The sequence below is a fragment of the Tissierella sp. MB52-C2 genome (assembly GCF_030931715.1).
Classification (GTDB): Bacteria; Bacillota; Clostridia; order Tissierellales; family Tissierellaceae; genus Tissierella.
Window position 1 is genome coordinate 3,274,192 of record NZ_CP133261.1, and the last position, 26,324, is coordinate 3,300,515.

Annotated in this window: 24 protein-coding genes and 2 pseudogenes; 2 read left to right on the top strand and 24 right to left on the bottom strand. The window is 31.7% G+C overall.

The genetic code is table 11. The features are described from left to right. Positions 1–19: 19 nt before the first annotated feature. Positions 20–688 (bottom strand): hydrogenase nickel incorporation protein HypB, encoded by a 669-nt coding sequence (gene hypB / locus RBU61_RS16430; RefSeq protein WP_308876730.1) that lies wholly within the window; start codon positions 686–688, stop codon positions 20–22. A 384-nt stretch (positions 689–1,072) separates the two neighbouring features. Between hypB and RBU61_RS16435 the strand changes: the two genes are divergently transcribed. After that, the gene (locus tag RBU61_RS16435) at positions 1,073–1,984 is read left to right on the top strand and encodes a DUF5692 family protein (protein WP_308876731.1); all 912 of its coding nucleotides are present in this window, start codon (positions 1,073–1,075) and stop codon (positions 1,982–1,984) included. A 58-nt stretch (positions 1,985–2,042) separates the two neighbouring features. On the opposite strand, the gene RBU61_RS16440 is transcribed toward RBU61_RS16435, so the two are convergent. The 4 genes and pseudogenes from RBU61_RS16440 to RBU61_RS16455 form a co-directional block, all read right to left on the bottom strand. Continuing rightward, the gene (locus tag RBU61_RS16440; protein WP_308876732.1) at positions 2,043–3,296 is read right to left on the bottom strand and encodes an FAD-dependent oxidoreductase; all 1,254 of its coding nucleotides are present in this window, start codon (positions 3,294–3,296) and stop codon (positions 2,043–2,045) included. Beyond that, complete coding sequence (locus RBU61_RS16445) at positions 3,289–4,353, bottom strand: helix-turn-helix domain-containing protein (RefSeq protein WP_308876733.1); 1,065 nt, start codon at positions 4,351–4,353, stop codon at positions 3,289–3,291. Before RBU61_RS16445 ends, RBU61_RS16440 begins: the two co-directional genes overlap by 8 nt. Before the next feature lie 163 nt (positions 4,354–4,516). Continuing rightward, entirely contained in the window at positions 4,517–5,701 is a 1,185-nt protein-coding gene (locus RBU61_RS16450) for a transposase (protein WP_308876734.1), read from the bottom strand. Beyond that, positions 5,673–6,122: pseudogene (locus RBU61_RS16455) on the bottom strand (IS607 family transposase); the annotation flags it as partial. The gene RBU61_RS16450 and the pseudogene RBU61_RS16455, both read right to left, overlap by 29 nt. Before the next feature lie 267 nt (positions 6,123–6,389). Here RBU61_RS16455 and RBU61_RS16460 point away from each other — a divergent pair. Beyond that, positions 6,390–6,899: a flavin reductase gene (locus RBU61_RS16460; RefSeq protein WP_308876735.1), complete on the top strand. Its 510-nt coding sequence runs from the start codon at positions 6,390–6,392 to the stop codon at positions 6,897–6,899. 85 nt (positions 6,900–6,984) lie between these two features. On the opposite strand, the pseudogene RBU61_RS16465 reads toward RBU61_RS16460, so the two are convergent. From RBU61_RS16465 to RBU61_RS16555, 19 genes and pseudogenes are all read right to left on the bottom strand, one after another. Then, positions 6,985–7,890, bottom strand: a pseudogene (locus tag RBU61_RS16465) (M20 family metallopeptidase); the annotation flags it as partial. 52 nt (positions 7,891–7,942) lie between these two features. After that, the gene (locus tag RBU61_RS16470; RefSeq protein ID WP_308876736.1) at positions 7,943–8,173 is read right to left on the bottom strand and encodes a hypothetical protein; all 231 of its coding nucleotides are present in this window, start codon (positions 8,171–8,173) and stop codon (positions 7,943–7,945) included. Positions 8,174–8,257: 84 nt separating this feature from the next. Continuing rightward, the gene (arcC, locus tag RBU61_RS16475) at positions 8,258–9,169 is read right to left on the bottom strand and encodes a carbamate kinase (RefSeq protein WP_308876737.1); all 912 of its coding nucleotides are present in this window, start codon (positions 9,167–9,169) and stop codon (positions 8,258–8,260) included. A 9-nt stretch (positions 9,170–9,178) separates the two neighbouring features. Continuing rightward, on the bottom strand, positions 9,179–10,594 hold the full coding sequence (locus RBU61_RS16480; protein ID WP_308876738.1) for a DUF1116 domain-containing protein: 1,416 nt from the start codon (positions 10,592–10,594) through the stop codon (positions 9,179–9,181). Between the two features lie 14 nt (positions 10,595–10,608). Then, a complete protein-coding gene (gene fdrA, locus RBU61_RS16485) occupies positions 10,609–12,150 on the bottom strand; it encodes an acyl-CoA synthetase FdrA (RefSeq protein ID WP_308876739.1) in 1,542 nt (513 codons plus the stop codon). Beyond that, complete coding sequence (locus tag RBU61_RS16490) at positions 12,151–13,101, bottom strand: DUF2877 domain-containing protein (RefSeq protein ID WP_308876740.1); 951 nt, start codon at positions 13,099–13,101, stop codon at positions 12,151–12,153. A gap of 29 nt (positions 13,102–13,130) precedes the next feature. Continuing rightward, the gene (locus RBU61_RS16495; protein ID WP_308876741.1) at positions 13,131–14,675 is read right to left on the bottom strand and encodes a hypothetical protein; all 1,545 of its coding nucleotides are present in this window, start codon (positions 14,673–14,675) and stop codon (positions 13,131–13,133) included. Positions 14,676–14,708: 33 nt separating this feature from the next. Next, positions 14,709–15,383 carry an isochorismatase family cysteine hydrolase gene (locus RBU61_RS16500; RefSeq protein WP_308876742.1) on the bottom strand — a complete coding sequence of 225 codons (675 nt, stop codon included), beginning with the start codon at positions 15,381–15,383 and terminating at the stop codon, positions 14,709–14,711. Between the two features lie 19 nt (positions 15,384–15,402). Further along, on the bottom strand, positions 15,403–16,935 hold the full coding sequence (locus RBU61_RS16505) for a hypothetical protein (protein WP_308876743.1): 1,533 nt from the start codon (positions 16,933–16,935) through the stop codon (positions 15,403–15,405). Positions 16,936–17,191: 256 nt separating this feature from the next. After that, a complete protein-coding gene (locus RBU61_RS16510; protein ID WP_308876744.1) occupies positions 17,192–18,808 on the bottom strand; it encodes a PucR family transcriptional regulator ligand-binding domain-containing protein in 1,617 nt (538 codons plus the stop codon). A 45-nt stretch (positions 18,809–18,853) separates the two neighbouring features. After that, positions 18,854–19,762, bottom strand: coding sequence for an AEC family transporter (locus RBU61_RS16515; protein WP_308876745.1), 909 nt, complete (start codon positions 19,760–19,762; stop codon positions 18,854–18,856). 83 nt (positions 19,763–19,845) lie between these two features. Then, positions 19,846–20,610, bottom strand: coding sequence for a LytTR family transcriptional regulator DNA-binding domain-containing protein (locus tag RBU61_RS16520; RefSeq protein ID WP_308876746.1), 765 nt, complete (start codon positions 20,608–20,610; stop codon positions 19,846–19,848). Continuing rightward, a complete protein-coding gene (locus RBU61_RS16525; RefSeq protein WP_308876747.1) occupies positions 20,588–22,297 on the bottom strand; it encodes a LytS/YhcK type 5TM receptor domain-containing protein in 1,710 nt (569 codons plus the stop codon). Before RBU61_RS16525 ends, RBU61_RS16520 begins: the two co-directional genes overlap by 23 nt. Positions 22,298–22,408: 111 nt before the next feature. Then, the gene (locus tag RBU61_RS16530; RefSeq protein WP_308876748.1) at positions 22,409–23,554 is read right to left on the bottom strand and encodes an alanine--glyoxylate aminotransferase family protein; all 1,146 of its coding nucleotides are present in this window, start codon (positions 23,552–23,554) and stop codon (positions 22,409–22,411) included. A gap of 29 nt (positions 23,555–23,583) precedes the next feature. Further along, positions 23,584–23,931 (bottom strand): cupin domain-containing protein, encoded by a 348-nt coding sequence (locus RBU61_RS16535; protein ID WP_308876749.1) that lies wholly within the window; start codon positions 23,929–23,931, stop codon positions 23,584–23,586. A gap of 16 nt (positions 23,932–23,947) precedes the next feature. Beyond that, the gene (locus RBU61_RS16540) at positions 23,948–24,637 is read right to left on the bottom strand and encodes an LrgB family protein (protein WP_308876750.1); all 690 of its coding nucleotides are present in this window, start codon (positions 24,635–24,637) and stop codon (positions 23,948–23,950) included. Continuing rightward, positions 24,637–24,996, bottom strand: a complete 360-nt coding sequence (locus RBU61_RS16545) for a CidA/LrgA family protein (protein ID WP_308876751.1) — start codon at positions 24,994–24,996, stop codon at positions 24,637–24,639. The genes RBU61_RS16540 and RBU61_RS16545 overlap by 1 nt, the downstream gene beginning before the upstream one ends. 314 nt (positions 24,997–25,310) lie before the next feature. Continuing rightward, positions 25,311–25,919 (bottom strand): NAD(P)H:quinone oxidoreductase, encoded by a 609-nt coding sequence (wrbA, locus tag RBU61_RS16550; protein WP_308876752.1) that lies wholly within the window; start codon positions 25,917–25,919, stop codon positions 25,311–25,313. A 95-nt stretch (positions 25,920–26,014) separates the two neighbouring features. Further along, a complete protein-coding gene (locus RBU61_RS16555; protein ID WP_308876753.1) occupies positions 26,015–26,323 on the bottom strand; it encodes an AzlD domain-containing protein in 309 nt (102 codons plus the stop codon). Position 26,324: the final 1 nt, after the last annotated feature.

Genomic DNA, 26,324 nt, shown 5'->3' on the forward strand with positions numbered 1-26,324 from the left:
AAATCTCACCCCTTAGTTTTTATTCCTGCCAGCTTTTTACTTCATTACGAATCCAATTAGCCCATTCTTCAATTCCTTCTCCAGTCTTTGCAGAAATAGGAATAATTTTTATATTTGGGTTTAATTTCTTTGCACGAGTCTTCACTGCCTCTAGATCAAAGTTAAAATAATCTATAGTATCTATTTTATTAATCAATAAAACATCTACAATTGAAAACATCAAGGGATATTTAAGGGGTTTATCATCACCCTCTGGTACACTTAATATCATAACATTTTTAGATGCACCTGTATCGAATTCTGCTGGACATACAAGATTGCCTACATTTTCCAGTATTACAAAGTCAAGATTTTCTGTTCCTAATCCATCTAGACCTTGCCTTGTCATATCAGCATCTAAGTGACACATTCCTCCAGTATGCAATTGGATAACTTTTGTACCTGTTTGAGCTACTGCATGGGCATCTACATCAGAGTCTATGTCTGCTTCCATAACACCAATTTTCATATCGGATTTCAAAGCTTCAATAGTCCTTAAAACTGTGGTTGTCTTCCCAGATCCTGGTGATGACATGAGATTTAGCAGAAATGTTCCTTTCTTTTTCAATTCATCCCTAAGGATATTCGCTTGTTGATTATTATCTTCGAAAATGCTCTCCTTGATTTCTAAAACCTTAAATTTTTCCACTTATTACCCACCTCTCTACAAATTTTTACTACATTTACAATACCTTAATACAGCTTTATGGAGATTGTTATCATTTTATCACTTTTATTGTATTTAAAATAAAATTTACTGTCAAAAAAGGCGAAACAGTAAGATTTCAATGCTTATGGACTTTGTATTTCAAGTATTGTTTACACTTCTAAACCATATAATCCCGATTTTAAGTGTTTCTTATAAAAAAATATGTAAATATAACTTGAATGTAAAAAAGTCATTAGAATATGCTGAAATCCTATAGATCAGGAGTCAAATTAATGATAAACTATAGTTAAAATTACGTTATTTTTTTAACGTAATGTTTTAAAAGTATGAAATCATAATATTTATATGAAAGGGGTTTTGGTTATGTTCTTTTTTGAAATGCTTCCCTGGTATAACATAATTATGTGGTTTGTCGTTCTTGGTATTCTTATTGGATTAAATGAGCTTTCACGTATCAGTAAAAGAGTAAGTATTTTTATATTTATGGTTTTGCCAGTAATCCTTACTATAGTTTGGATCACTAGGGCTCCTAATGAAATCACATCTTGGTTTACTTGGGTCAAAGTGTATTCAGCACTAGCAGGTTGCCTTATTTATATGGTTGTTCGGTTTACAGACTACCATAAGAGACACAAATGGTATCTAACACTTATTCCCTTTATATTAGCTATAAATATATTGGAAGCCGTAGCACGAGAATTTCAAGTTGGTATAGCCGGCTTTAATGGAATGGTTGATGGAATGTATTATATATCTGGAGGGTGGAACTATTTAAATGCAATAGCTGGTATTTTAAATATTTTAGTGATTTCCGGCTGGTTTGGTATCTACTCAACTTCGGGTAAGCGTAAAGATATGGTATGGCCTGACCAAAATCTCCTCTATATTATAGCTTATGGAGTATGGAATATATCTTATGTATATTCCTGTGCACCTGGCAACGCTCTATACTCAGGACTAGCATTAAATCTTGCACCTACTATCCCTGCTCTTTTATGGTCAAAAGGAACTTGGATGCAAAACCGTGCACATACGCTATTTTTTTGGATGTCATGGGTCATGACATTCCCATATTTCTTTGCTACAGGAAGTATTTTTAATGTAAAGGTAAGCTACAACCCTACAGCTAACTGGACCCTAGCAATAATATCTTTAGGTCTTAATATAATATTGGTAGCTTGGCAATTCTACAGAATTGCTAAGAATGGTCTCAATCCTTTAAAGGACGAGATCTGGAAGGATTCAAAAATAAGTTCAAAGCTTGAATCTATATAAACTAAAAAATCTCCTTGATCGTCACTGATTTAAGGAGATTTATTATATAATCAATTGGTTAGAAAAAACGATTTAATAAATCTATAGAATACCGTATACAGTTTTCCATTGAAAGTGTACTCATAATTTCACCTGCTAAAAATACATTGTGTTTACCCTGCATGGATTCCATTTTATTATAGAATCCACTTTCTAAGACGCAAGTATCTATATAGGGGCAATGCTGCCAACTTTTAGCCTGATAAAGCCTTGGATTCTGTATACCTAGTTTTAACAAATCATCTTTAATAATATCTAAAGCAGATACTTTAGAGTTATCACTGGGATTATATGCATAAAGCATCACCATCCCTTCATCATCATCTTCATCCCACCTAGAGTTCCATATGGTAATATGTCCTTGACGATTGGATGATAAGTTTTCTAATATACAGCCACAGCCTTTAGGGATTTTATCGGCTATGAATGCATAGACGTTAAAAGATTGATATCTTATGCCCCTTAGATACTGTTTCATATCTTGATCCCAAAAATGAAGATTTGAAAATTGATCCAAGGGAGCAGCAATGATAACTCGATTAAATTCAAGTATTTCAAATTGGGTTTGCACTAATAGAGTTTCTCGCTGAGACAAAGAAATATCTATTACTTTTTGACCCAGTCGAATGTCTTTGATTTCCTTTCCTAGTCGTTCTATTAATGAAGACACTCCATTCTTCCAAGTAATAAACTCTGGTAGCTCCATAAAGGACATTAAATGATCGTAGTTTAAGATTCTGAGTACATATAGAGCTGGTACTTCATCAATATTACCTAATCCAAAGATAGTAAAATATTGGGTGTAGATGGTCTTTAAAATCCGGAATCCATGTATATCACACCATTTCGAAAAAGGAAGCATTAGTACAGGCTCAATATTTTCAATATTTGATTTTTTAAGGGACTTATACATCTCTAATACATCTGGCAATCGATCTAGTTCATCCACAAAGTCTTCCAATTTTTCCTTCGGTATAGGTATAATCTTCTGCCCGTCAGTATTGTAATTGGTACGGGATAATTTTGGTCCGTCTGCTTTGATATTTAGCCGTTTCATCAAAGCCTTAAGATATGGCTGAGAGGGTAAACCAAAGATTGCTCCAAGCTCGTGGGACTTTTCCTTATGCCAGATTGTATATAATTTACCACCTATCCGCTCGTCTTTTTCAAAAACAGTGATATTTTTATATCCCCTTTTCTGTAGACCTTCAGCTATAACAAGTCCTGAAAGTCCTCCCCCAATTACTGCAACTTTACAGTCTTCCCTATTCACCTTTCCCACCTCGCCTTGAATAGTTTATCAGTGCCATAATCCAAAGTGGCAATGTATCTAAATCTACATTATTTTGTGATGCCCTTTCAAGTACAACCTCAACAGGTGTTTTATCTGCATTGTACCCACTTGGGATTACACTGTAGAAATTATACTCCCTTATAAATTTATTAAGTGCATGTTCAACTTTTACAAAAGAATCAAGCTCATTGTTTAAAGGAATTTTGTTGTAGAATTCTGTAACCAAAAACTTATTTAATGACATCATATCCTCTAATATCACATTATCTTCAGGAGGAATAAATATATGATTTATACGAAGTTCTTCTATAACTTCCTTATACTCATTATCCTTTACAAAATAAGGCAAAAACTCCTTTTTCCTATCGGTGGCTAAATTTTTAATATTTATATTAAATAGCTTCAATAAATAACCTAGTTTACGCTCAAAGTAGCTCCAAATATCAATATCCTGTTTTTTATTGTACAATTTTACTGCTACCCATTTTGAAGCAGTATCGTAGATACTATATTGATATATTTTACCAATCCCATCAAAGGTTCCCATAAAGTCAATCCGTTGGATGACTAAATATCCTGGATATACCTCCTGTTTATTAAAAAGCCCAAGTATTTCCTTATTATCCTTTCGGTTAGTTTTTACATGCGATGCTTTATTCTTAGAATATTGTACTCTCTGATCCTTTCTTGTTAAATTGTTTCGCCTCAAGACATTATAAATACCTGTCTCTCCAATATCGATTCCTTCAGCTCTTAGCTCATAGTAAATTCTTTTGGGTCCATCAGCAGGATATCTTCCTACATATGCTAATATTTCCTGCTCAATAGCCTTACTAACTTTATTGGGCATCTGTGGCTTTTGTGGCTCCTTTATTTCCAGTCCAATCATGCCATGCTTCTCGTAGGCTCTTTGCCAATTATAAAAGGTTGTCCTAGAAATTCCAAACAACTCACAGGTTCGAGAAACGTTATTCTCCTTCAATGCATATTTCAATATCATATATTTATTATGTGCATTAAATCCTTTGGATTTCATAACAGTAACTGCTACTCAAAATATGAACAAATATACCCATACTGAGATTTTTACTGCTTCACCGTATCTGTTCTCGTTCCGCAAAACTACTAACATTTGATATAATACTCCACAGTCGTAAATTCCCGAATTAGCCTTCGGTACATATCTATAAATAACTTGATTATGCTATCTTATAGATTTTAGCATCTCTTAAATTAAGACTTGCATTAATATCTCTATCCTCACTATAACCACATTCACAAATATAAACTCTATCAGATAACTTTAAGTCCTTCTTGATAATTCCACATTCGTGACATAATTTACTACTCGGATAAAATCTATCAACTATTCTTAATTCAATCCCTAACAGTTTACATTTGTGTTCAAGTTTCTTTCTAAACTCATAAAACTTTTGACTTGCAACTGCTTTAGAGAGATGTCTGTTCTTCATCATACCTTTTACATTTAAGTCTTCAATAGTTATATGGCTTGGTTTTTGCCCAACTATTTCATCAACTGTTTTATTTATATAGTCTGTTCTAATATTGATTAATTTCTGATGAAGTTTTTGTACCTTGATTATTTGTTTTTGGATATTTTGTCTAGTAACAGTACCCCCCTTTTCATTTTTATTTCTTATTTTTAAACTTTCGTATTTTCTCGAAAGTTTTCTTTGCTCTCTCTTTAACTTCTTTTCTAGCTTTTTAATTCTAGCAGTTTTATTTATATTATTTTTAACTAATCCGTCACTGCAAACTACAAATTGGCTTAGTCCTAAATCAATTCCAACTCCTTCATTTGTATTTTCTTGTTTTTCTATTTCGTCTACATCCACAACTACCGATACATAATATCTATCAGCTTTTCTTGATACAGTACCACTAATAACTTTTGCATTTGTTGGAATATAGCCAAATTCTTTTAATCTAACCATTTTTAATGATGGTATCATTATTTTATGTCTTTCTATTCTCCAATCGGTTTTATTATTTTTAGGAAAATAGATCTTTACATCTTGTTTATTTTTCTTTTTAAATCTAGGAAATTTTGCTTCACCATTAAAAAATTTCTTATATGCAGTTTCAGCATTACATATAGCTTTCTTTCTAGCCTTAGAACCACAATTGTTAATCCATTGATATTCATCTAATGTTTTCACTTCATTGTTAATGTATTTATCAAAGTCATTGGCATTCATAAATGCTTGTTTTTTATCAATTATTCCATCTTTATACTGTTGATATAATTCTTTATTTTTAGCTATGTATGAGTTATATAGCCATCTACATACACCAATGCTTTGATTTATCTTTTTCTTTTGTTCTGGAGTTGGATTAATCTCTGTTTTGTATGATCTTAACAATATCCTCATCCTCCTCAATTTTCTTTTTATATTTTATTAATCTATATATTCTACAACTAAATACATGGATTATAGATATTAAGTCTTGTATCATTTCTTCTTGAGGAGAGAGTTCTTCATTGTTTACAACTATAAGTTCTACTCCATTAGATTTAATAAATTTTTCAAACCATTCAAATCCAAATCTTATAAATCTGTCTTTATGTGATACAATTATTGTTTTTACCAATCTTAGCATACAATCTTCTAAAAGTTTATTCCACTTTTTACGGTTATAATTTAATCCACGTCCTATATCTTCAAAGATTTCGTCAACTATAGCTCCTTTTGCATTAGCATATTATCTAAGAAAATCTTTTTGATTTTTTAAATCGTCTTCTTGACCACTTCTAGAAACTCTAGCATATATAATGGTTTTTCTCTATTCCATCACTTATGTCCATGTTTGTCAATGTATTTATTAACAATAACTCCTTTCCTTTAAGAGCATCAAAATCATATAGCCTTCATATCTCCTAATCTACTTCAGATTATCGTGTTACCATCATTATACTATATCCTCAAGGATTTCCCAATTTTTTCCTTACGATCTTTATTTATTTCTTATTTAATATATCTGTCATAATATGAATTTACTTTCATCTATTATATAATAATAGGTATAATAATAAATATGGAGGGATTATATATGACTAAATTTAAGGAAATTAGACCTGAAGAATTTAACTATAGCCCATTTAAACTAATTGGCAAGGATTGGATGCTGATTACTGGAGAAAAGGATGGAAAGACTAATACAATGACTGCATCTTGGGGTGGCTTAGGTGTTATGTGGAATAAAAATGTGGCATATATAGTTATTCGTCCACAACGCTATACTAAGGAGTTTATAGATAACTCTGACTCATTTTCATTGACCTTCTTTGATGATAGCTTTAGAGAAACACTATCTTATCTGGGAACCAAATCTGGTAGAGATGAGGATAAAATTAAAAAGTCTAATCTTACAGTTGCACATGATAATAATACTCCTTACTTTGAAGAAGCAAATATAGCAATTTTCTGTAAGAAATTATTTGCTCAGGAATATAAACCTGAATCATTCATAAACCAAGAACTTAATGAAAAAATCTATCCTAATTCTGACCATCATACACTCTATATTGGAGAAATAACTAAGATACTTATAAGAGAATGATTCTTTTTCCTTATGAAATTTAAATCTTGCAACATAATCATACTAGAAAGATTTTTAATAATATACTAAAAAACTAGGCTTACGCCTAGTTTTTATTTAACCAATCTATTGTGCTCTGTATAATAAGAGCTGCACCCTTCCACATTTCTCCCTCGTCTATATCAAACTTAGGATTATGATGTGGGTGGAATTCTCCATCTATTTTTCCAAGATTACTTAGATAGAAGAATGTGCCTGGAACTCTTTGTAAGAAAAAGGACATATCCTCTGCACCCATTACAGGTGATTTCATCTCTACTATATCATCTTCTGGAATTATCTTCTTAGCCGATTCTACAAATCCCTTAGTAAACTCTTTCGAGTTTATAAGTGCCGGATAACAAAATTCATAATCAATCTCATAGCTAGCCCCATGTGCCATGGTTATTCCCTTTACTATTTCCTCTATTCTTCTAGAGATTCTCTGCCTAGTATCTTCATTTACTGTTCTTATTGTTCCTTGGATTTCAACTGAATCTGGGATTATATTATGGTTAAATCCTCCATCTATTCTAGTAACAGACACAACTGCTGGTTCCACTGGATCTACTTCACGACTGATTATTGTCTGTAATGCTAAAACTATTTCTGAAGCTGTAACAATAGGATCTATGGATTGATGGGGATATGCACCGTGAGAGCCTTTTCCATTTATTTTAATATACATTACATCTACTGCTGCCATCATTGCTCCATAGGATACTCCTATTTTTCCCTTAGGAATTTCCTTACCTAAATTTCCTAAATGTAATCCCATTACAGCATCTACTTTGGGATTTTCCAAAGCACCTTCTTCTATCATAGGTTTTGCACCACCTGGATATTCTTCTCCAGGTTGAAATAATAACTTTACATTACCTTTAAATTTATCTTTATTTTCATTCAATACCTTAGCTACTCCCAGCAAAATGGCAGTATGTCCATCATGTCCACAGGCATGCATACATCCATTATCTGATGCAAATTCTAATCCCGTTTCCTCTTTAACAGGAAGAGCATCTGTATCAGCCCCTTAACCCTATGGTCTTTCCTTCTTCTTTACCCTTTATTAACCCTACGATGGCATTTCCATTTACTAAGGTATGATATTCTATATTCATATTATCTAATTCATCCATTATAAGCCTTGAGGTTTTTGGTAAATTCAGCCCTACTTCTGGTATTTGGTGAAGCTTTCTTCTCCAGCTGATTATATCTTTTTCTATTTTCTTCACTTCTTGGATTATATTGAACATATTCACATCACCTCAAGGATAATTTATCAATCTATAATGCAAATTATGTTCTGATTATATCATATAATCCATCTCATTATTACTCTAACTATTGTATATTATTGTTCCACTTTCTCCAACCAATGCTTCCTTTGCTTTTTCTAATGAAGCTATTATTGCTTGTCTTCCTTTTCTTGATTTAGCAAAATTTACTGCAGCTATTACCTTTGGAAGCATACTTCCCGGTGCAAATTGTCCTTCTTCTATATATCTATAAGCCTCTTCTATAGACATCTTATCTAGATTAATTTGATCTTCCTTTCCAAAGTTGATGGCTATTCTATCTACGGCTGTTAGGACGAATAAGTAATCTGCATCAATTAATTCTGCAATTTTGCCACTAGCAAAATCTTTATCTATTACACCATTAACTCCTTCATATCCAAAGTCTTTTCTAACTACTGGAATCCCGCCACCACCAACTGTTATTACTATATGCCCATCCTTAACTAGGGTTTTTATGCATTCTTTTTCAACAATATCTGTAGGTTTTGGTGAAGCCACTACTCTTCTATATCCTCTTCCAGAATCCTCTATCATTTTATATCCTTTTGCTACTACTAATTCTTCTGCTTCCTCTTTAGAATAAAATCTTCCTATAGGTTTTGTAGGATTCTGTAAAGCTTCATCATTTTCATCTACCACAACTTGAGTTACTATAGTTACCACATTTTTATTTATATTTCTTCTATTTAACTCTTCATATATTCTATTTTGGAGATGGTATCCAATATATCCCTGACTCATTGCAATACATTCTGGAAAAGGCATAGATATTTCTTCCATAGCTAGGTTAATCATACCTACTTGCGGTCCATTTCCATGAGCAATTATTACTTCGTGCCCTTTCTCTATAAGGTCTACTATTGGTCTCGCTGTTTCCTTTACTAGTTCAAATTGTTCCTTTGGAGTATCTCCTAAAGCATTTCCTCCTAAAGCAATTAATATTCTGCTCATATTTACCTCCTAGTTATCTTTATTAAACTCAAGAATTGCTTTCTTAAAGCATTCCATTGGCGGACTTACTAAACCTGCACCAACTTGTCCTATTCCAGCAACCTTATGTGCCATTCCAGTATTGATTATAGGTAGAATACCTTTTTCAATTACTTTAACAATATCTATTCCTATGGCAGAACCACGGAAATCTAAAGTTGGAATAGAATAATTGGTATTTTCACCTACAGTTATTTCATACATTTTTTCACTATATCCTATGGCATCTTCTACAGTTCCTCCTACGAATTGAACTATAGCAGGAGAACCTCCCATGGCAAATCCACCTATTCCCATTGTTTCTGTAATTGCACTGTCTCCTATATCCGGACTAGCATCATCTTCTTTAAAACCTGGGAACATTAATCCTTTTATCATATTTGCTGGAGCAGTAAACCATTGATTTTTTCCAAGACCACTTATTCTTATTCCAAAGTCAACACCATTTCTAGCCATTGTAGTTACTATTGTGGAATTTTCTATTCCATGTGCTGCATCTGTTGCAACTTTACAAGCTGGCATAGAAAGGTTTAAGAAATAGTGTTCATTTGTCTTTATAAAGTTTAATACTCTTTTTATTATAGCTGAATCTACGTCTGTATCTATTATATAGGAAACTATTTCCCTAAAGAATAAACTAGTAGCAGCTTTATTTCTATTATGACATTCATCTCCCATATGAACTGCTTGAGAAATTATAGATTTTATATCTATTCCGCCATCAATACTCTTTAAAGCCTTTTTCATAGTAGGAGCAAACTCTTCTTCTATCCATTTAAGTCTTTCAATAACTTCTTCATTAAATGCACCATATCTTAGAACTTTTCCTAATCCCTCATTAATTGTACAATAACCATAATTTTCATAGGTTTTATTATAAATAACATGTACTGGCATAGATGGAGATACTATACCTGCCATAGGTCCAACAGTACCGTGTTCATTACAAGGTGAAAACTCAATTTCTCCTGAGGCTGCTATTTTTTTTGCCTCTTCTTCATTCTTAGCTTTTCCTTCATAAATTAAAGCTCCTATTATAGCACCCTGCATTGGACCAGCCATTCTTTCCCACTCTATAGGTGGACCTGAATGAAGTATCATATTTTCTTTCATTCCCGGAATTACATTTATTGCCTTATCTATGTCTACAAGGATTGGATGAGAATTTATCATTCTCCCAACTGCTTCTTTATTTGCTTCTTTTATTTCTTCTCTAGAAGATAATTTATCTATTATATTTAGTAACTCTATATCTCCACCAGCAGCAGGAGCCCAATCTAATTGCAGCACACTTTGACCTTGAAGTTCTAAATCATCTTTAAATTTACTTGTTCCTATATTTAATATCTTTAGTTCTTGTGAAAACAATTTATTAATATTACTCATCTCAAATCCTCCTATTATGATAATATTTCTATTACTATATTGGCCGCTTCAGAATTGCTCTCTGCAATTATTACTCCTTCTTGTTCTAAAAGACTTCTTTCCTTTGCATAGTTTTGTTTATCTATATCTGTTCCGCAAATATATGCTACAAATATTATATTTTTTCCATTATCACTAGCAACTTTCTTTGCTTCTTTAATAGCTTTTATAGTAACTCCTACTGGCTCATCATGGGAACCATATCCTAATTCAAAATCTAGTAGAATAACTCCCACTTCTGCATCCTTGGCTTCCTTTACAATCTTATCTAATCTTAAAGTAGGTTCTATCATAGGATGTGGTTTACCTACTGTAAATTGGTCTTCCCCTAAATCTAACAATACATTTCCAGAATAAATTTTTATATCTTCAAGTTTTTCATTTTGATTTTTTGCTACATTACTTTTTATAGAATCAAAATTTCCTCTTAATATAGATAAAGCTTCTGCACAGAGAGTTCCTCCACAGAATAATCCTCTAAAATACTTTTGTTCTGGCTTTAAAGTCTTCTTTAATTCTTTTGCTCTTGTTAAAAGTTCACTATGGATTTTATCTTTTTCATTGTTCATACCTGCTAATTCTACTGCCTTTCTGGCTGCTTCATAAAGATCATAAACAAAGGATGTATTATTTAAATCTTTTTCTTCTTCCTTATTTCCATCTATAAAGCAAATAACTACTGATTTTTCTATGTTTTTTACTTCTTCTAGTATTTTCTTTTCAACAGATTTTGCTGGTGGTTTAGAAACTAGAACTATTATTTCTGTATCTTTATCTCTGCTTAAAGCTTTTAGACCTTCTAACATCATTATTCCGCCAATTTCTTCTTTAAGATCCCTACCTCCAGTTCCTATTGCTTGAGATATACCTCCACCTAGTCTGTGAATTTGAACCATTACTTCTTGCAGTCCTGTACCAGAAGCACCTACTATTCCTATATTTCCTTTTCTTACTTCATTAGCAAAACATAATCCTATATTGTTTATGCTAGCAGTTCCACAATCAGGTCCCATTACTAAAAGTCCTTTTTCTCTACCTAATTCCTTTAATTCCTTTTCTTGTTCTAAAGTTACATTATCACTAAAGAGCATTACATGAAGACCTTTTTCTAAAGCCTTTCTTGCTTCTCTAGCTGCATGTTGTCCTGGTACTGATATTACTGCAAAGTTAGCATCTTCCATTTGCTCTAGTGCAGCATCTATAGTTTTAGGACTTGGTACTTCACCTTTTTTCTTCTTAGTATTTCTAGATGTTAAAAGCTCTTGTACAAACTCAAATGCTTTGTTATAAACTTCATCTGCTGTTGCTTTTATAGCTATTAAAAGGTCATTGTCTCCAGCTTTTTCAACTTCATCTGTTGACATACCTATATTAGCCAATAGTTCCTTATTCATTTTTGTTGCCATAGAAACTACTGTTTCTTCTACTCCTTCTATTTCTAAAACCTTACTTGATAAGGACATAAGTGTAACTGAATCATAATATTCATTTTTTCTTACTATAACTTTTGATATCATCTATATACCTCCATTTTCTAAAATGTCCAAACTATACATTAAACCTATAATAACTCCTACAGATAAATCTACTCCTGAAGATGAACCTATTGAAAATACATTATTTATACTATCTAATAATCCTTCTTTATCTTCACTAAATAGTTTTCTAATAAAGTCCGTTAAATGCTCTCTCTTATTTCCTTCAATACATGAGTTTATCATGCTTATACTAATATCAGTTGTAGGTAGTTTGTTTTGTCTTAAAATATATTTTATTTTTCTAAAAAGCGCTTGTGTTTTTTCTATTTCTACTACATTTAAAGCTGTCATAAAACCAACTAAAAAGTCATCTCCTGATGGTGTAAGTCCATTGCCAAGTCCAATGATTGAAAATATACTTTCCTTAAAATTTAGATACTCACTATCTATACTTGTTATAAAATTGGAAACTCTCTTATAAAGCTCTCTCTCTATAAGAGTTGGTTTATAACTTACAGGGGATTCCATATATGTTTTTATATAGCAATGCTTGACTCCACCATAATTTCCCTGATGAAATAAATAATGATTATATACTTCTATATTTCTTTTAAACAGTTCTAAATTGCTTTTATCTATATCAATCTTTAATTTCATTGGAGACCATAGTTGAACATTATCAAAATTTATTGATAATTTGTTTTCTATTCTTAGAACTTTATTTTCAAGAAAAACTAAATCATTTATATCTATTTGTAAACTGAAAAAATCATCTATATTTTCATTATCTATTCTTACAGCGTATGGTCCGTTGTCAAAACTACTTTGTAATATACTGTATATTTGATTGTCATCATCTACAAAGTTAATGACTTTTTTAAATATGCTATGAACTTTTCCTACTACATGATTACAATTCTTATTTTTTGTATCTATGAAGGTTTTTAGCCCTTTATCATAAGAGAGGGCATAAAATGATTTATCTCTCACCCTATCCCTCCCACTTTTAATTAATAGTATTAATTTTCAACACTTATATTCTCTTCTTTTTTATAATATTCCATAACTAAAAATACAACTGTCATCGCTACATATCCTAAAGAAATATATCCTCCAGTACCAAGACCAAGTTCTGAAGCATGAATTATACCGAAAAATGCTAATGCTGCTGTTATCAAACTATACACTGCTGATAATTTAAACTTCTTATCTATTGCAAAGATTACTATTGTTGCAATCATCATACTACTTAAGATATCTCCTGCACCTAATATTTTCCATCCTATATATGGAATACCAGCATTTACTAAAGTCTCTGCTCCTACATCCGCTATACTTGTACCTGCTGCTCCAAGGGCATTATTTATTTGAGTTACTATATAACTAGCTATAAATGGCATAAATGCTATTATTAATGCTGGTATATGTTTCTTTTCTGTTGAACCAAAGGCTTGTGCTCCTATAACCATGGAAATATAAACTAAAATTGGTAATAATGCTACTAATGGTATTATAGTTAATGCTAATGGTAATAGTCCCAGGAATGATACTACAATGATTACTAATCCAGTTAACAATCCATAACCTACTCTAGCTCCTGTTGCTTTCCAACCTGGATGGCCAATATATATTATTGTTGGATATGGACTTCCTAATGCAGCCCCTAAAAGAGTAAGCAATCCTGGTATTAATAGAGCCTTTGTAGTATTGTAATGATCCCCTGCTACTTCTGCACTTTCAACATTATCTAAACTTTCTAAAAAGTCATATATTGCAAGTGGAATTGCTGCTGCTAAAAAAGGTGAAAGGTATGCAAATCCTTGCGCTAAGTCTCCAATGGCTAATTTTGGAAATGCTATTGCAAACCCACTAGCAGCTTCTTTTACTGCATCAATATCCATATAACCTGTTGACCATGCTAATACTGAACCAGCTATAATAGCCACTAATCCAGCTGGTATATTTCCAGGCATTTTCTTATTTGCAAGCCATCCTACAACTACTATTGCTAATGTTGTAAGTCCAATGTATGGAGTACTAAATATTTCTCCCATAGGATTCATTGCTATATATGTTACCGCTAGTCCTGCTAAAGAACCAAGCATAGCTGACCTAGGTATATATTTTCTAATGTATGGGCCTACAAATGCCCCTATAGTCATAATAACTCCCTGTACAACATTCCATGCTAATGCAACTGACCATGCAAGATGCCAATCCTTCGTTTGAAGATATACTGGAAGAATTACTGCAAAGGCTACCACAAAATAATGGGGAACACTAAGTCCATAAGGCATAGCTGTTACATCGCCTTTTTGCTCTTTTAACGAAAGCTTTCTTGCTTGATATGCTAGCCATATATTACCTATACCTATACTTATTGCTGCAGCAGGTACAATCCTACCATAAACGATTTCTTTTGGCATATTTATAGCAAATACCAATAGACCTATTGCTGCTAAAAAGTTAGTTAATGAGTTAGTAAACAAACCGAAAAATCCATTTAAGTCTCCCTTTACCCACCACGGAGTCCCTTGTGTTGCAATTGTTTTTTTATTCGTCATATATAAGTCCTCCTTATAATTTCAACTTTAACTTTATTTATTTAATACTTCTAGTAAGTTTTTAGATTCTGTTGTCCATCCAAATATACCGCCTTGTTGATTTATCATTCTTATGGACGCTTCTTGGTCCCTAGGATCAAAAGCTGCAGTACAGTCTTCTAGCATCAAACACTCAAAGCCACGGTCATTAGCTTCTCTTATTGTCGTTTGAACACAAACATGCGTAGTAACTCCTGTAACTATTAAATGAGTAATTCCTCTAGTTTGTAGTATAACCTCTAGGTCAGTTTGATAAAATGCACCTTTACCAGGTTTATCTATTATTGGTTCTCCTTCAATAGGCTTAAGTTCATCAACAATATCATGACCATATTCTCCTCTTACTAGAATTCTTCCCATAGGACCCATATCACCTATTCCAGCACCTTGTTTTTTTCCTCTTTTTAATTTGCTTGGTGGACAATCTGCTAAGTCTGGTCTATGCCCTTCTCTAGTATGAATCACAAACATACCTTTTTCTCTAGCTGCTTCTAATACTTTTTGTAATGGTTCAATAATACTCCTTGTAGGAGTTATATCATTTCCAAGTTTTTCTCCAAATCCACCTGGTGCACAAAAATCTCTTTGCATATCAATAATAACTAAGGCTGTTTTTTCTAAATCAAAATCATATTCATAAGGTTTTGCATTAACTATATACTTTGTCATTGTAAACTCCTCCTTGATTTTATAATTCTTTTTTCATCTTTCTATTACTTGAATTTTCAATCTTTTTTACTATAAAAAATAATATAGCAATTATCAAATATCCTGCTAATACATCATTTGCTTTTCCTATTCCTACACTTGAAGTATGAATTATTCCTAAAAATGTCAATCCTGCTGCTATTAAAGTTGTAATTAGTGCTTTGTTTAAATCTTTATCTATGATGTAAACACATAGGCTAGACCAAATCATACTTACTAATATTGCACCTGCTCCTAAAGTTACCATTCCGCCATACTCTAGTCCTGCTATAGCTAATGTATTAAATCCAATTTCTCCAGCAGTTTTTTCTGCAAGACCTAGTGCAGTATCAATATTATTTTGTGCCCAATTCGCAATCCATGGAATAATACCAAGTAATACTGCGGGGGCATATTTACTTTCAACTGCTGTGAAAGCCTGAGAACCTATTACAAGACCGATGTATAATAAAATTGGAACTATTGCAACTAAAGGTATTAACTTTGATAATAATGATATTACATTAAACCAGGTTATCAATAAAATTACTATGCCTGTAAGCAGAGTATATCCTAATCTTGCACCTGTACTTTTCCATCCAGGATGTCCTACAAATACTGCAGTTGGGAAGGGACTTCCAAAGAGACTTGCTAGTATAGATGTAACTCCATCTGCTATAAGTGTTTCTCTAACACTATAGTCATCTCCAGCTATTGAAGCACTTTCTACATTATCCATGGTTTCAAAAAAATTATATACTCCTAAAGGTATTGCAGCTGTTAAATAAGGTATTGCATATTTAATTCCTTTAACTACATTCATTACTGAAAATCTTGCATAAGCAGGCTGAACATTTGTAAATGATGATACTAAAGCATCATAATCCATATATCCAGAACCCCATCCAATTGCAGTACCCAATATTATTGCAAATAATCCTACAGGTATATTGAATGGCATCTTAATATTTCCAAACCATCCAAGGAGTATAATTGCTAGAGAAACAAAACCTATATATGGCATTCTAAAAGTCTGCATTGCTGGGTTCATTGCAATAAATGTTATTGATACACCTGCTAAGGCACTTAACATAGCCGCTCTTGGTAGAGTATTTCTTACTTTAGGTCCTATTATAGATCCTGAAACCTCTATTATTCCTTCAATTAAACACCATGCTAAACCTGCATACCAAGCTAATTCTGGATCCCCTGTATCCCAATAAACAGGACCCATGATTAAAAATACTATAAGAAACATGTGGGGAACACTAGTTCCAGAAGGTAATGCAGTTATATCCTTTCTCTTTTCCTTTAAAGAGAGTTTATATCCCATCCAAGTGTAATACAATCCACTTAAGAATATAGAAAGTCCAACAGCTGGTAGTATTCTCTCATATACTATCCAATTAGGCATACCTATGGACACTGTTAATAAACTAGCCATAACCAAAATGTTACTGAGATTATTGGTAAATAATCCAAAGAAACCATTAATATCTCCCCTGTCCCATAACCTTACCTTGTATTTATCCATATATTGACCTCCTTTCGGAATATATTTTAATGATTGTCTACATATTATCATTCCTCTTTTTTAAAGTCATCATTATATATAGCCAAAAAAAAAGAGTACAATTATCAATTATTGACAATTGTACTCAGTTTATTAACATTTTTATTATATTATTTATATAATAAAAATTTAAGTCCACATTTTAATAAATATATTTACTTTATTAAATTAATATGTCTTAACTGACATATTAATTTAGACTCGTTTTATTATATAATTAATCTTTATTTGCTAACAACCACAAGTAAATATTGTAAGCTAATACTAATTCTCCAACAACAAATCCATCATCGATTTTTATACCTAATTCTTTTATCCTATCTACCCTATATCTTAAAGTATTATAATGTATAAATAATATTTCTGCTGACTTCTTTGCATTGAAATTTTGTTCAATTAAAACTTTTAATGTTTCCATTAATTTCATATTATTTACTTTATCATATTCTATTAATTTTCCTAGCTTACTATCTACATATGTATTTAAAATATCTATATCTTTTACTTCTTTTATTATCTTAAACATTTCATAATCACTATAATGGCTAACAAAGGAGCTTTTATTCAAAATAGCACTAATAATTATGCTACTTTGGGCTTCTTTGTAAGCTAAAGAAAAGCTACTAATATCTTTTGCTATATTAGATATACCTATTCCCAATTTCACTTTATCTTTTAGTCTTTCAACAATCAATCTTCCTACTTCTTTACAATTTTCTTTAATATTTGTCATAAAAACCACATTAATGAAAACTACTATTGAATCATCTATATATACTGTTTTAAGTTTTTTATCATTTATTAGCAATTTCTCTTCTAGAATTTTCTGTATAAGTCTTGAATCTAAAAGTTCTCCGTATAATTGTTTCTTTTTTTGGTCATCTTCTACTAATAATTTTATAATCATTATTACTTCAGGAAACTCCATATTCCATCCAAAAACCTTAGCTTTATTTATAGTATCTATTGGAGAATCTATTTTCCCCTGTAATATATCTCTAATAAATGCATCTTGAAAACTTTTCTCTTTCTCTAATACGGCATAATTCTTATAAAATACAGAGGCTATCAGCAAGGAAGCTTGCTCAACAGCTACTATTAAACTATTATTGTCAACTTCTCCTTTTAATAATACTATATATCCAAACCTAGTCTTTCCTGCATTAATAGAGTATTTAATATAAGATTCTTCTCCATATTCAACATCTTGTACTTTAACTATGAAATTATTATTTCTATATCTATTAGAAGGCAGCATTATTGTTACTTCTTGTTCAGTCAAATCTTTAGACATATATGTAATATTAAAATCATTGTCTAGTAAGAGGACCGGATATTTTACGATTTCAGATAAACTATTTACCAATGAATCTATATCTTCTCCTTTTAAAAAGAGTTTCATAAGACTTTCATGGACATGATTCCTAAAGTTCAATATATTTATATGTTTATTTAAAGATAATTCCAGAATTTCTGTTACCAACTTAGATAAATTAGCATCTTGAGGCAACTCTATAATTGGAAAATCTAATTCATTAGCTTGTTCTATCATTATTGGCTGTATTTCCTTTATATATCTAGCTGGTTTTATACATATACCTGCTAAATTTAATTCTACTAGTTTAGGTATAAGTTCATTAGTAGCAGTTTCATTATTATATATTGGATACAAAGTAGTAATTAGCAAACTATGGGCATCTACATAGGAAAATATATCTGGAACTTCCATTAAGGTTGCATTATTTACAACATTAGATAATCCCTTTTTACCAGCAACTATTTTAGCATGTTTAAATCCGTCTAATTCTAATACATCTTTTACTGTTATAAGCATATTAATCACCCATTTCTAATTTAGATAATCATCCTATTGATCTTTTTATAGTAGTACTGAAATTATTGGTATAGTCAATATAGATAATATATGACTTATTATGTTGAATTTTAAAGCAAACTCTATTTCACAATCATGCTTTTGAGTCAAGACTACAAGTAGTATTGCTGTTGGTAAGGATTGCATTGTAACTACTATACTTGTAAGAAGTTGTGGTGCATTTATAGCCTTAAGCAGCAATAATGCCGTAATCGGTGCTACAATTAATTTAATAAAACAAGCATAATATATATCCTTATCTCCGATTATTTCTTTTAATTTCAGCTTAGTCATTTTTTCACCCAATATTAACATTGATAATGGTGAGGTAAGTGCTGATAACATTGAAAGAGGTTTACTAACTACATAAGGCATCTCTATTTTTAGTATAAACATTATTGTACCTAGAAATACTGCAATTAGTGCTGGAGTTTTCACTAATACTTTAAATGGTGATTGTGTTTTTTCCTTTGAAAGCATTCTTTCTCCATAGGTCCACAATATAGTATGATAAGGTATCATAAATACAGAGGCATAAAGCACCGCTTCTTGTCCAAACAATTCAAATATCAATGGAAGTCCCATAAATCCGGAGTTAGGAAATGCTGTACCAAATATTAAAACAGCTTTTTTCTCTCTAGGATATTTTATAAAAAGAATCTTGGATATTAATAGAGTGATAATGTGTACTCCTATAGAATATACGAATATTAATAATACTCCCCTCAATGTATCCTTTGAATAGCTCATATTAAAGGATGAAATTATAAGTGCAGGTAATGCTATTGCTGTAAGTATCTGAGTCATACCCTTAGATATATTTTCATTTATTATATCTTTCTTTGTTGCTATGTATCCTACTGCCATTAATATTGCTAATACTATAACCTGCTGTATTACAAAAGACGTTTGCATATTGTTCCCCCTCAATCTCAATTACTTCTATTATATATTTATATTATTAAAAAAACTAGGTGAAGTCCACCTAGCTTTCGACTTTATATCTTCATTATATCTTTAAATTCATTTAATTTACTCCGACTAATGGGTATCTTTTCCTTTACTCCTGTTAATTCTAAGGCATATGTGGCATTGTACCAGGGAATTATGCTTTCAATAAAATTCAAGTTTACTAAATAACTTCTATGCCCTCTAAAAAAATCTGGATAGTTTAATTGTTCCTCTAAACTGTTTAATGTTATACGGGATTTAAAGCTCCCCTTAGTAGTTATTATGTATGCATATCCATCTAAACTACTAATGTATACTATATCAGAAGGGTTCAGAACTATTATCTTGTCTTTCTCATTAATATATATCTTCGTACTCTTGTACTCTTCATTTTTACGCAATTCTGTGATTATCTTTTCTACATCTTCTATATGCCCTCGATTCTCCTCTTTGTTTAATTCCACGATTTTTTCAATGCTTTGTCTTAATCTAGATTTTGATATGGGTTTTAATAAATAGTCTACTGCATTAACTTCAAAGGCTTTTATTGCGAATTCATCATAAGCTGTTGTAAATACAATTCCAGCGCGTCCTTTCTCTTTCATAATAATATCTGCAACTTCCAATCCACTCATTTGTGGCATTCGAATATCTAGAAAAATTAAGTCTGGCTTTAATTCTTTATTCTTACTTATGGCCTCATATCCATTAGAAGCCTCTCCAACTACGTCTACTTCGTCAAAGTCTCTAAGCAATGAAATTAATCCCTTTCTTGCATAATCCTCATCATCAACAACTAGACACCTTAACATTGAGTTCAACCTCCCTTATTTTAGGAATCTTCATTGTTACAGTTGTCCCCTGATTATATCGACTATTTATTTCTAGTCCATAGCTTTCTCCATACTTGTTTTTTAACCTACTGTTTACATTAATCAATCCTATAGAGTCATTATTTCTTCCATTACTAAATATCTTAGATAGAAATTCTTCTTTAATACCTATGCCGTTATCTTCTACTATTAAAATAGTCCTTTCTTTTCCATCTATAGCTGTTATTCTTACTGTACCTCCCTCTATTTTTTCAAATATTCCATGATTTATTGCATTCTCAACTATAGGTTGAAGTATTAAAGGCGGCAAATAACAATCTAAATCATCAGGTATATCAAATATGACTTCTAATTTTGACCCAAATCTAGCTTTCTCAATTTCAATATAGGATCTAATATATTCTATTTCTTCATATATATTTACTTCCTCAGAGTTCTGTTTCAAACTTTTCCTAAAGCAAGCTCCCAAATGCAATAATAATTCTTTAGCTTTTTCCGGTTCTGTTTCAGTACAAAAAGCTATAGTATTTATTGAGTTAAACAAAAAATGTGGATTTATTTGAGATTGGAGTGCTTTCAATTCAGCTTTTGCTAAGAGGCGCTTCTGATATTCTAACTTGCTCAAAGCTATTTGAGTTGAGAATAAATCGCCTAAGCCTAGAGTTAGTTCTAAATCCACCTTGGTGATGGAGTCTTCTCTCTCCCTATATAATGTTAAAGTACCTATGGTTTCAGTATTTTCTTTAAGTGGAACAATAATCGCTGAACCTAGTTTTTCCTTACGCCCCTTAGAATCTATTTTTATATTTAATACTTTTGTATATCCCATTTCTATAACCTCTCTTGCCAAGGTTTTTATATCATTTTCTTTAATCTTGTGATTTCCCTCTTTAGTCCCTATATATGATAATATATTTTCTTTATCCGTAAAGACTATAGCCTCAACATCTATCATTTCTTGTATTATCTTCGAAGTTGCCAAAGCTGTTTCTTTATTAAATCCTTTTATAAAGTATGGAAAGGATCTATTAGCTATTTTTAGAGTCACTTGTGCTTGTTTAGCAGCTACCCTTTCTTGTTCACTAGATATACTATCTATTATTGCAATGAACACAGCTATACCTGTAGAATTTAATACAATAATAGGAAGTGCAATTATTTTTACTATTCCTAGAGCATCGGAAAAGGGTCTAGAAATCAGTAATATTAAAGCCATCTGTATGATCTCTACTACTACTCCTCCTACTGTTGCCATCACACATTTATTTTTACTTTTATAGTACCTCTTGCTTAATAATCCAGATATTATTCCTGTTAATATAGTAGAGATAGTACAAGCCATAGTGGTTAATCCATTTATATCTATTATCATTCTATGAAAACCTGCTATAATTCCAGCTAATATTCCCACCATAGGTCCACCTAAAAGTCCTCCTACAACAACTCCAATAGCTCTAGAATTAGCAAGTCCTCCATGTATATATATTCCTATATAAGTTCCAATTATCCCAAATACTCCAAAGATTACAGATAAAATTAATTTATCTCTAATCTTAATATTTTTCTTGGCTAATAATCTTTTAACTGGCTTTACCCTAGAAATTATAAAAGCAAGTATCATTATTATTCCAACTCTATTAACTAGATCCATAAATATAGTTGACATTTTGTTTTCACCTCTTACGTACTATAAGTCAATTATATATCTTTTTAAAAATATTTAACAGAGTTTATCTTTATAGAAAAAAGGATGGCTGCTACCATCCTCTTCTATCTATTATTTAAGCAATTCTACCATTAATACCCCTACGCCTTTACCAAGTTCTACTTCAATTCCTAATCTATATAAAGCTCTTTCTATGGCCGCTATTGTGGAAATCATATCGTGAATATCTATATTCCCCATATGACCTAATCTAAACATTTTTCCTGCATAAGCTGCTAATCCTCCTGCTACGACTACTCCTTCTTCTCCTAAAATCTTTCTGAATTCTAAATCATCTACTCCGTCCATATATAGAACATTCGATAATGTAACTGCTCTATGGTCTTTTTCTGCTAGTAATGTAAAGCCTATAGCCTCTAAAGCTGCTTGCATTGCCCTAGCATTTTTTCTATGTCTTTCGTATCTATTTTCTATTCCTTCTTCTTTAATAATTCTTACTGATTCTTTAAGTGCCCAAATCATATTTATTGCTGGTGTAGCAAAGTATTTTGAAGGATCATTCATAATTGGGAGCCATTTATCAAAGTCTATATAATACTCTGGAATTCTTCCAAGTTCTTTCCTTCTTTCCATTGCTTTAGGTCCTGCCCATACTATTGCAAGTCCTGGTGCTACTCCAAAGGCTTTTTGTGATCCAGTGATTAGAATATCTATATTCATATCATCTACATACTCTGGTTCAGCTGCTGTAGCACAAACTCCGTCTACAATATATATTGTCTCAGGGAATTTTTTTAACATTTCACCAATTTCTTTTATTGGAGCACAAACTCCTGTTGATGTATCCACATGAGTTACTGTAATTCCATCGTATTTCTTTTCATTTAGTTTTGCTTCAATATCTTCTATAGGTACGATTTTTCCCCATTCACTGCTTATTACATCTACATTTATACCTTTTCTTTCAGCAAGATCAATAAATCTATCTCCAAAGAATCCATTTGATACGATAAGTAAATTATCGCCTGATTTTAAAGTATTTGCTATACCCATTTCCATTGCCATGGTACCAGTACCTGCAATAACAAATACTTCTCCTTCTGTTTTCCATAATTCCTTCATATCTTTAAGTAATTCTTTATAGTCATTTATAAATCCTGGATCTCCAAAAGCAACTGTTTCTCTTCCCATCTGATTTTGAATAGACCTTACAACAGGTGTTGGTCCTGGTATCATAACTAACTTTCTAGGTTTCATCCTATATTCCTCCCTTTATTTTATATTATTTAAGCCTTCATAATTAAGCCTATAAATTCTAAATCCTCATTTCCAATGTTTTTTATTGAATGACCCTCACCGCTTTTACATAAAGTGAAATCTCCTTCTTTAATGGTCATTTCATTTCCATTATCGCTATAAAGCGCCTGACCCTTAAGTATATAATAAGCTTCTTGCTCTCCTTCATGTTTATGGAATCCTATGGAATTTCCAGGTTCTATTATATGCTTTGCAAATAATCTACCGTGTCCACAGAAATCTTCTACTTCAAATAAATGAGTTCTCTTAATTTCTCCTTCTCCTTGCATTAAATTTACAACTACGTCTTTTCTTAATTCATCAGATCTTTTTATCATTTTGAAAACCTCCTAATTAAATTAATATCTGAAGTAACCATGGTGTTAAAAATACGGTAATTAATCCTGCAACACTTATGGCCAGTGAACCCATTGCCCCTTGTACTTCTCCTAATTCCATAGCCTTTGCCGTTCCTATAGCATGTGAAGCCGTCCCCATTGCTATTCCCATAGCAACTTCATCTCTAATTCCAAATAGTTTACAGACATAAGGTCCTATAACATTTCCTGTAATTCCCGTAAGTACAGTTACAGCAACAGTTAAAGCTGGTATTCCTCCTATTTGGGCAGATATTTCTCTAGAGATAGCCGCTGTTACAGACTTTGGTATAAGCGACACAGATACAGATTCAGTTAATCCAAACATCTTACTTAAATAGAATATACTAATTATTGATGTAATACATCCCACTATTATACCTAGCAGTACTGAAATTCCACTGCTCTTTAGCCTTTCTATTTGTTTATATAATGGCACTGCCAGAACTACTGTTGCAGGTCCTAAAAAGAAAGTAATTATACTACCTCCTTTGTTGTAAACTTCATAATCAATATTAAGATATGTTAATAAAATTATTATCAATCCTATTGCTATAATTAAAGGATTAAATATTGCCTTCTTAGTTTTCTTATTTATAAAAAGCCCTATTTGAAAAGCAATAATTGAAATAACGAATCCAAATATAGGTGTATCTAAATAAACCATTATTTGATTCCCTCCTTTCTTCTACCTTTTAACATTTGGACAGTTAAACCTGTAGCAGCCATTACTAATGCTGTTGTCAGAATTATAACTGCTAGAATTGGCAGCCATTGCTCCTTTATTAGATCTAAAGATGCTATTAATCCCACACCCCCAGGAATAAATAGAAAAGTTAAATGATCTAGAAAAAACTGAGATACAGATTCAATTTGCTCTAATTTTACTATTCCAGTGAGTAAACAGATTAATAATATTATCATTCCTAAAACTGTAGCTGGAATAGGTATTTTTGTTATGTACTGGGTAATATGCGCTGTAAATAATATTCCAACTATGATAGCTAACTCTTTGAGAATCTTCATTAATACCACCACCTTATACTTAGTAAATTCTATTTAACTTTAACTACATTTCCTCCTTTCCTTTTTCTAAAAGATAAATATTTCACATTAATATAGTAGAGTATTATCTTTATATCAATTATATGAAGCTTCCCATTTTTATACAATATCTTTGCTATGAAATGCTAACAATCATAGATAAAATACAAGATTAATTCATTGATTGACAATTAACAAATTAATGACATAAATCTTTTATTTTCAATGTAAAAATTTCTATCGCCCTATTAAAAGCAAAAACTAGGTAATATATTACCTAGTTTTTTATTCTGCAATTACTTCCCTTTTTTAATCCAACTGGCTACTTCTACCGTTCTCTTTGCTTGATGTTTCACTGCGTCGTTTACATCCTCAACCATGTTTCCATCTTGCCCCTGTGTAACAGATGTACCGTATGGATTTCCTCCTGCTTTATATATTGAATCATCAGTAAATCCTGGTGGCACTATAATTGCTCCCCAGTGCATCATTGACGTATATAGTGATTTTACTGTAACCTCTTGCCCACCGTTAGGATTTCCAGCTGATGCCATTGCTGAAACTACTTTATTTGTAAGCTTCCCTTGTGCCCACATTCCACCTTGCATATCTAAGAATTGTTTCATTTGTGAAGGTAAGTTTCCAAATCTAGTTGGCATTGAGAATATTATAGCATCTGCCCAATCTAAATCTGCCGATGTAGCTATGGGTATATCCTTTGTTGCCTCTACATTGGCTCTCCATGCTGGGTTGGAATCTATAGCAGCCTCTGGTGCTAACTCTTGAACTTTAAGAACCCTGACTTCTGCCCCTGCTTCTAAGGCTCCTTCTTCCGCCATCTTAGCTAATTTATAATTTATCCCTGTTGAACTATAGTATATTACTGCTAATTTAACTTTTTCCATCTTCATTTCTCCCTTCAATAATATATATGTCAATTCGATATTGTCCTTGAATATTGATAATATACCCTTACGAAAAAGTCACCAAACATTTTATACTATACTAGGGTATTTATTGTTAGAAATGATAATATTATTCCAGCTAAAACTGATAGAACTAAATTTCCTTTTATATATGATATAATAGCCGCAATTCCAACACCTATGACAGTTACTATTTTCATCCCATCAGCAGCAGTCAATATACCTCTTATGATTAAGATACTCAAAGAGGTATAGGGTATATATAGGAGAAATTCCTTCAAACTTTTATTTATATTTCTGTTGTTTAATAATGCTAATGGTATTAACCTTGGTAAATATGTAACTAAAGTCATACCTATTATTAGTGGCAAATAGCTTTTCATC

Coding starts and splice junctions, on each gene's coding strand:
- RBU61_RS16435 (WP_308876731.1), top strand. CDS start 1,073: ATGTTCTTTTTTGAAATGCTTCCCTGGTATAACATAATTATGTGGTTT.
- RBU61_RS16445 (WP_308876733.1), bottom strand. CDS start 4,353: ATGAAATCCAAAGGATTTAATGCACATAATAAATATATGATATTGAAA.
- RBU61_RS16460 (WP_308876735.1), top strand. CDS start 6,390: ATGACTAAATTTAAGGAAATTAGACCTGAAGAATTTAACTATAGCCCA.
- RBU61_RS16470 (WP_308876736.1), bottom strand. CDS start 8,173: ATGTTCAATATAATCCAAGAAGTGAAGAAAATAGAAAAAGATATAATC.
- arcC (WP_308876737.1), bottom strand. CDS start 9,169: ATGAGCAGAATATTAATTGCTTTAGGAGGAAATGCTTTAGGAGATACT.
- RBU61_RS16480 (WP_308876738.1), bottom strand. CDS start 10,594: ATGAGTAATATTAATAAATTGTTTTCACAAGAACTAAAGATATTAAAT.
- fdrA (WP_308876739.1), bottom strand. CDS start 12,150: ATGATATCAAAAGTTATAGTAAGAAAAAATGAATATTATGATTCAGTT.
- RBU61_RS16495 (WP_308876741.1), bottom strand. CDS start 14,675: ATGACGAATAAAAAAACAATTGCAACACAAGGGACTCCGTGGTGGGTA.
- RBU61_RS16500 (WP_308876742.1), bottom strand. CDS start 15,383: ATGACAAAGTATATAGTTAATGCAAAACCTTATGAATATGATTTTGAT.
- RBU61_RS16505 (WP_308876743.1), bottom strand. CDS start 16,935: ATGGATAAATACAAGGTAAGGTTATGGGACAGGGGAGATATTAATGGT.
- RBU61_RS16510 (WP_308876744.1), bottom strand. CDS start 18,808: ATGCTTATAACAGTAAAAGATGTATTAGAATTAGACGGATTTAAACAT.
- RBU61_RS16515 (WP_308876745.1), bottom strand. CDS start 19,762: ATGCAAACGTCTTTTGTAATACAGCAGGTTATAGTATTAGCAATATTA.
- RBU61_RS16520 (WP_308876746.1), bottom strand. CDS start 20,610: ATGTTAAGGTGTCTAGTTGTTGATGATGAGGATTATGCAAGAAAGGGA.
- RBU61_RS16525 (WP_308876747.1), bottom strand. CDS start 22,297: ATGTCAACTATATTTATGGATCTAGTTAATAGAGTTGGAATAATAATG.
- RBU61_RS16530 (WP_308876748.1), bottom strand. CDS start 23,554: ATGAAACCTAGAAAGTTAGTTATGATACCAGGACCAACACCTGTTGTA.
- RBU61_RS16535 (WP_308876749.1), bottom strand. CDS start 23,931: ATGATAAAAAGATCTGATGAATTAAGAAAAGACGTAGTTGTAAATTTA.
- RBU61_RS16540 (WP_308876750.1), bottom strand. CDS start 24,637: ATGGTTTATTTAGATACACCTATATTTGGATTCGTTATTTCAATTATT.
- RBU61_RS16545 (WP_308876751.1), bottom strand. CDS start 24,996: ATGAAGATTCTCAAAGAGTTAGCTATCATAGTTGGAATATTATTTACA.
- wrbA (WP_308876752.1), bottom strand. CDS start 25,919: ATGGAAAAAGTTAAATTAGCAGTAATATACTATAGTTCAACAGGGATA.
- RBU61_RS16555 (WP_308876753.1), bottom strand. CDS start 26,323: ATGAAAAGCTATTTGCCACTAATAATAGGTATGACTTTAGTTACATAT.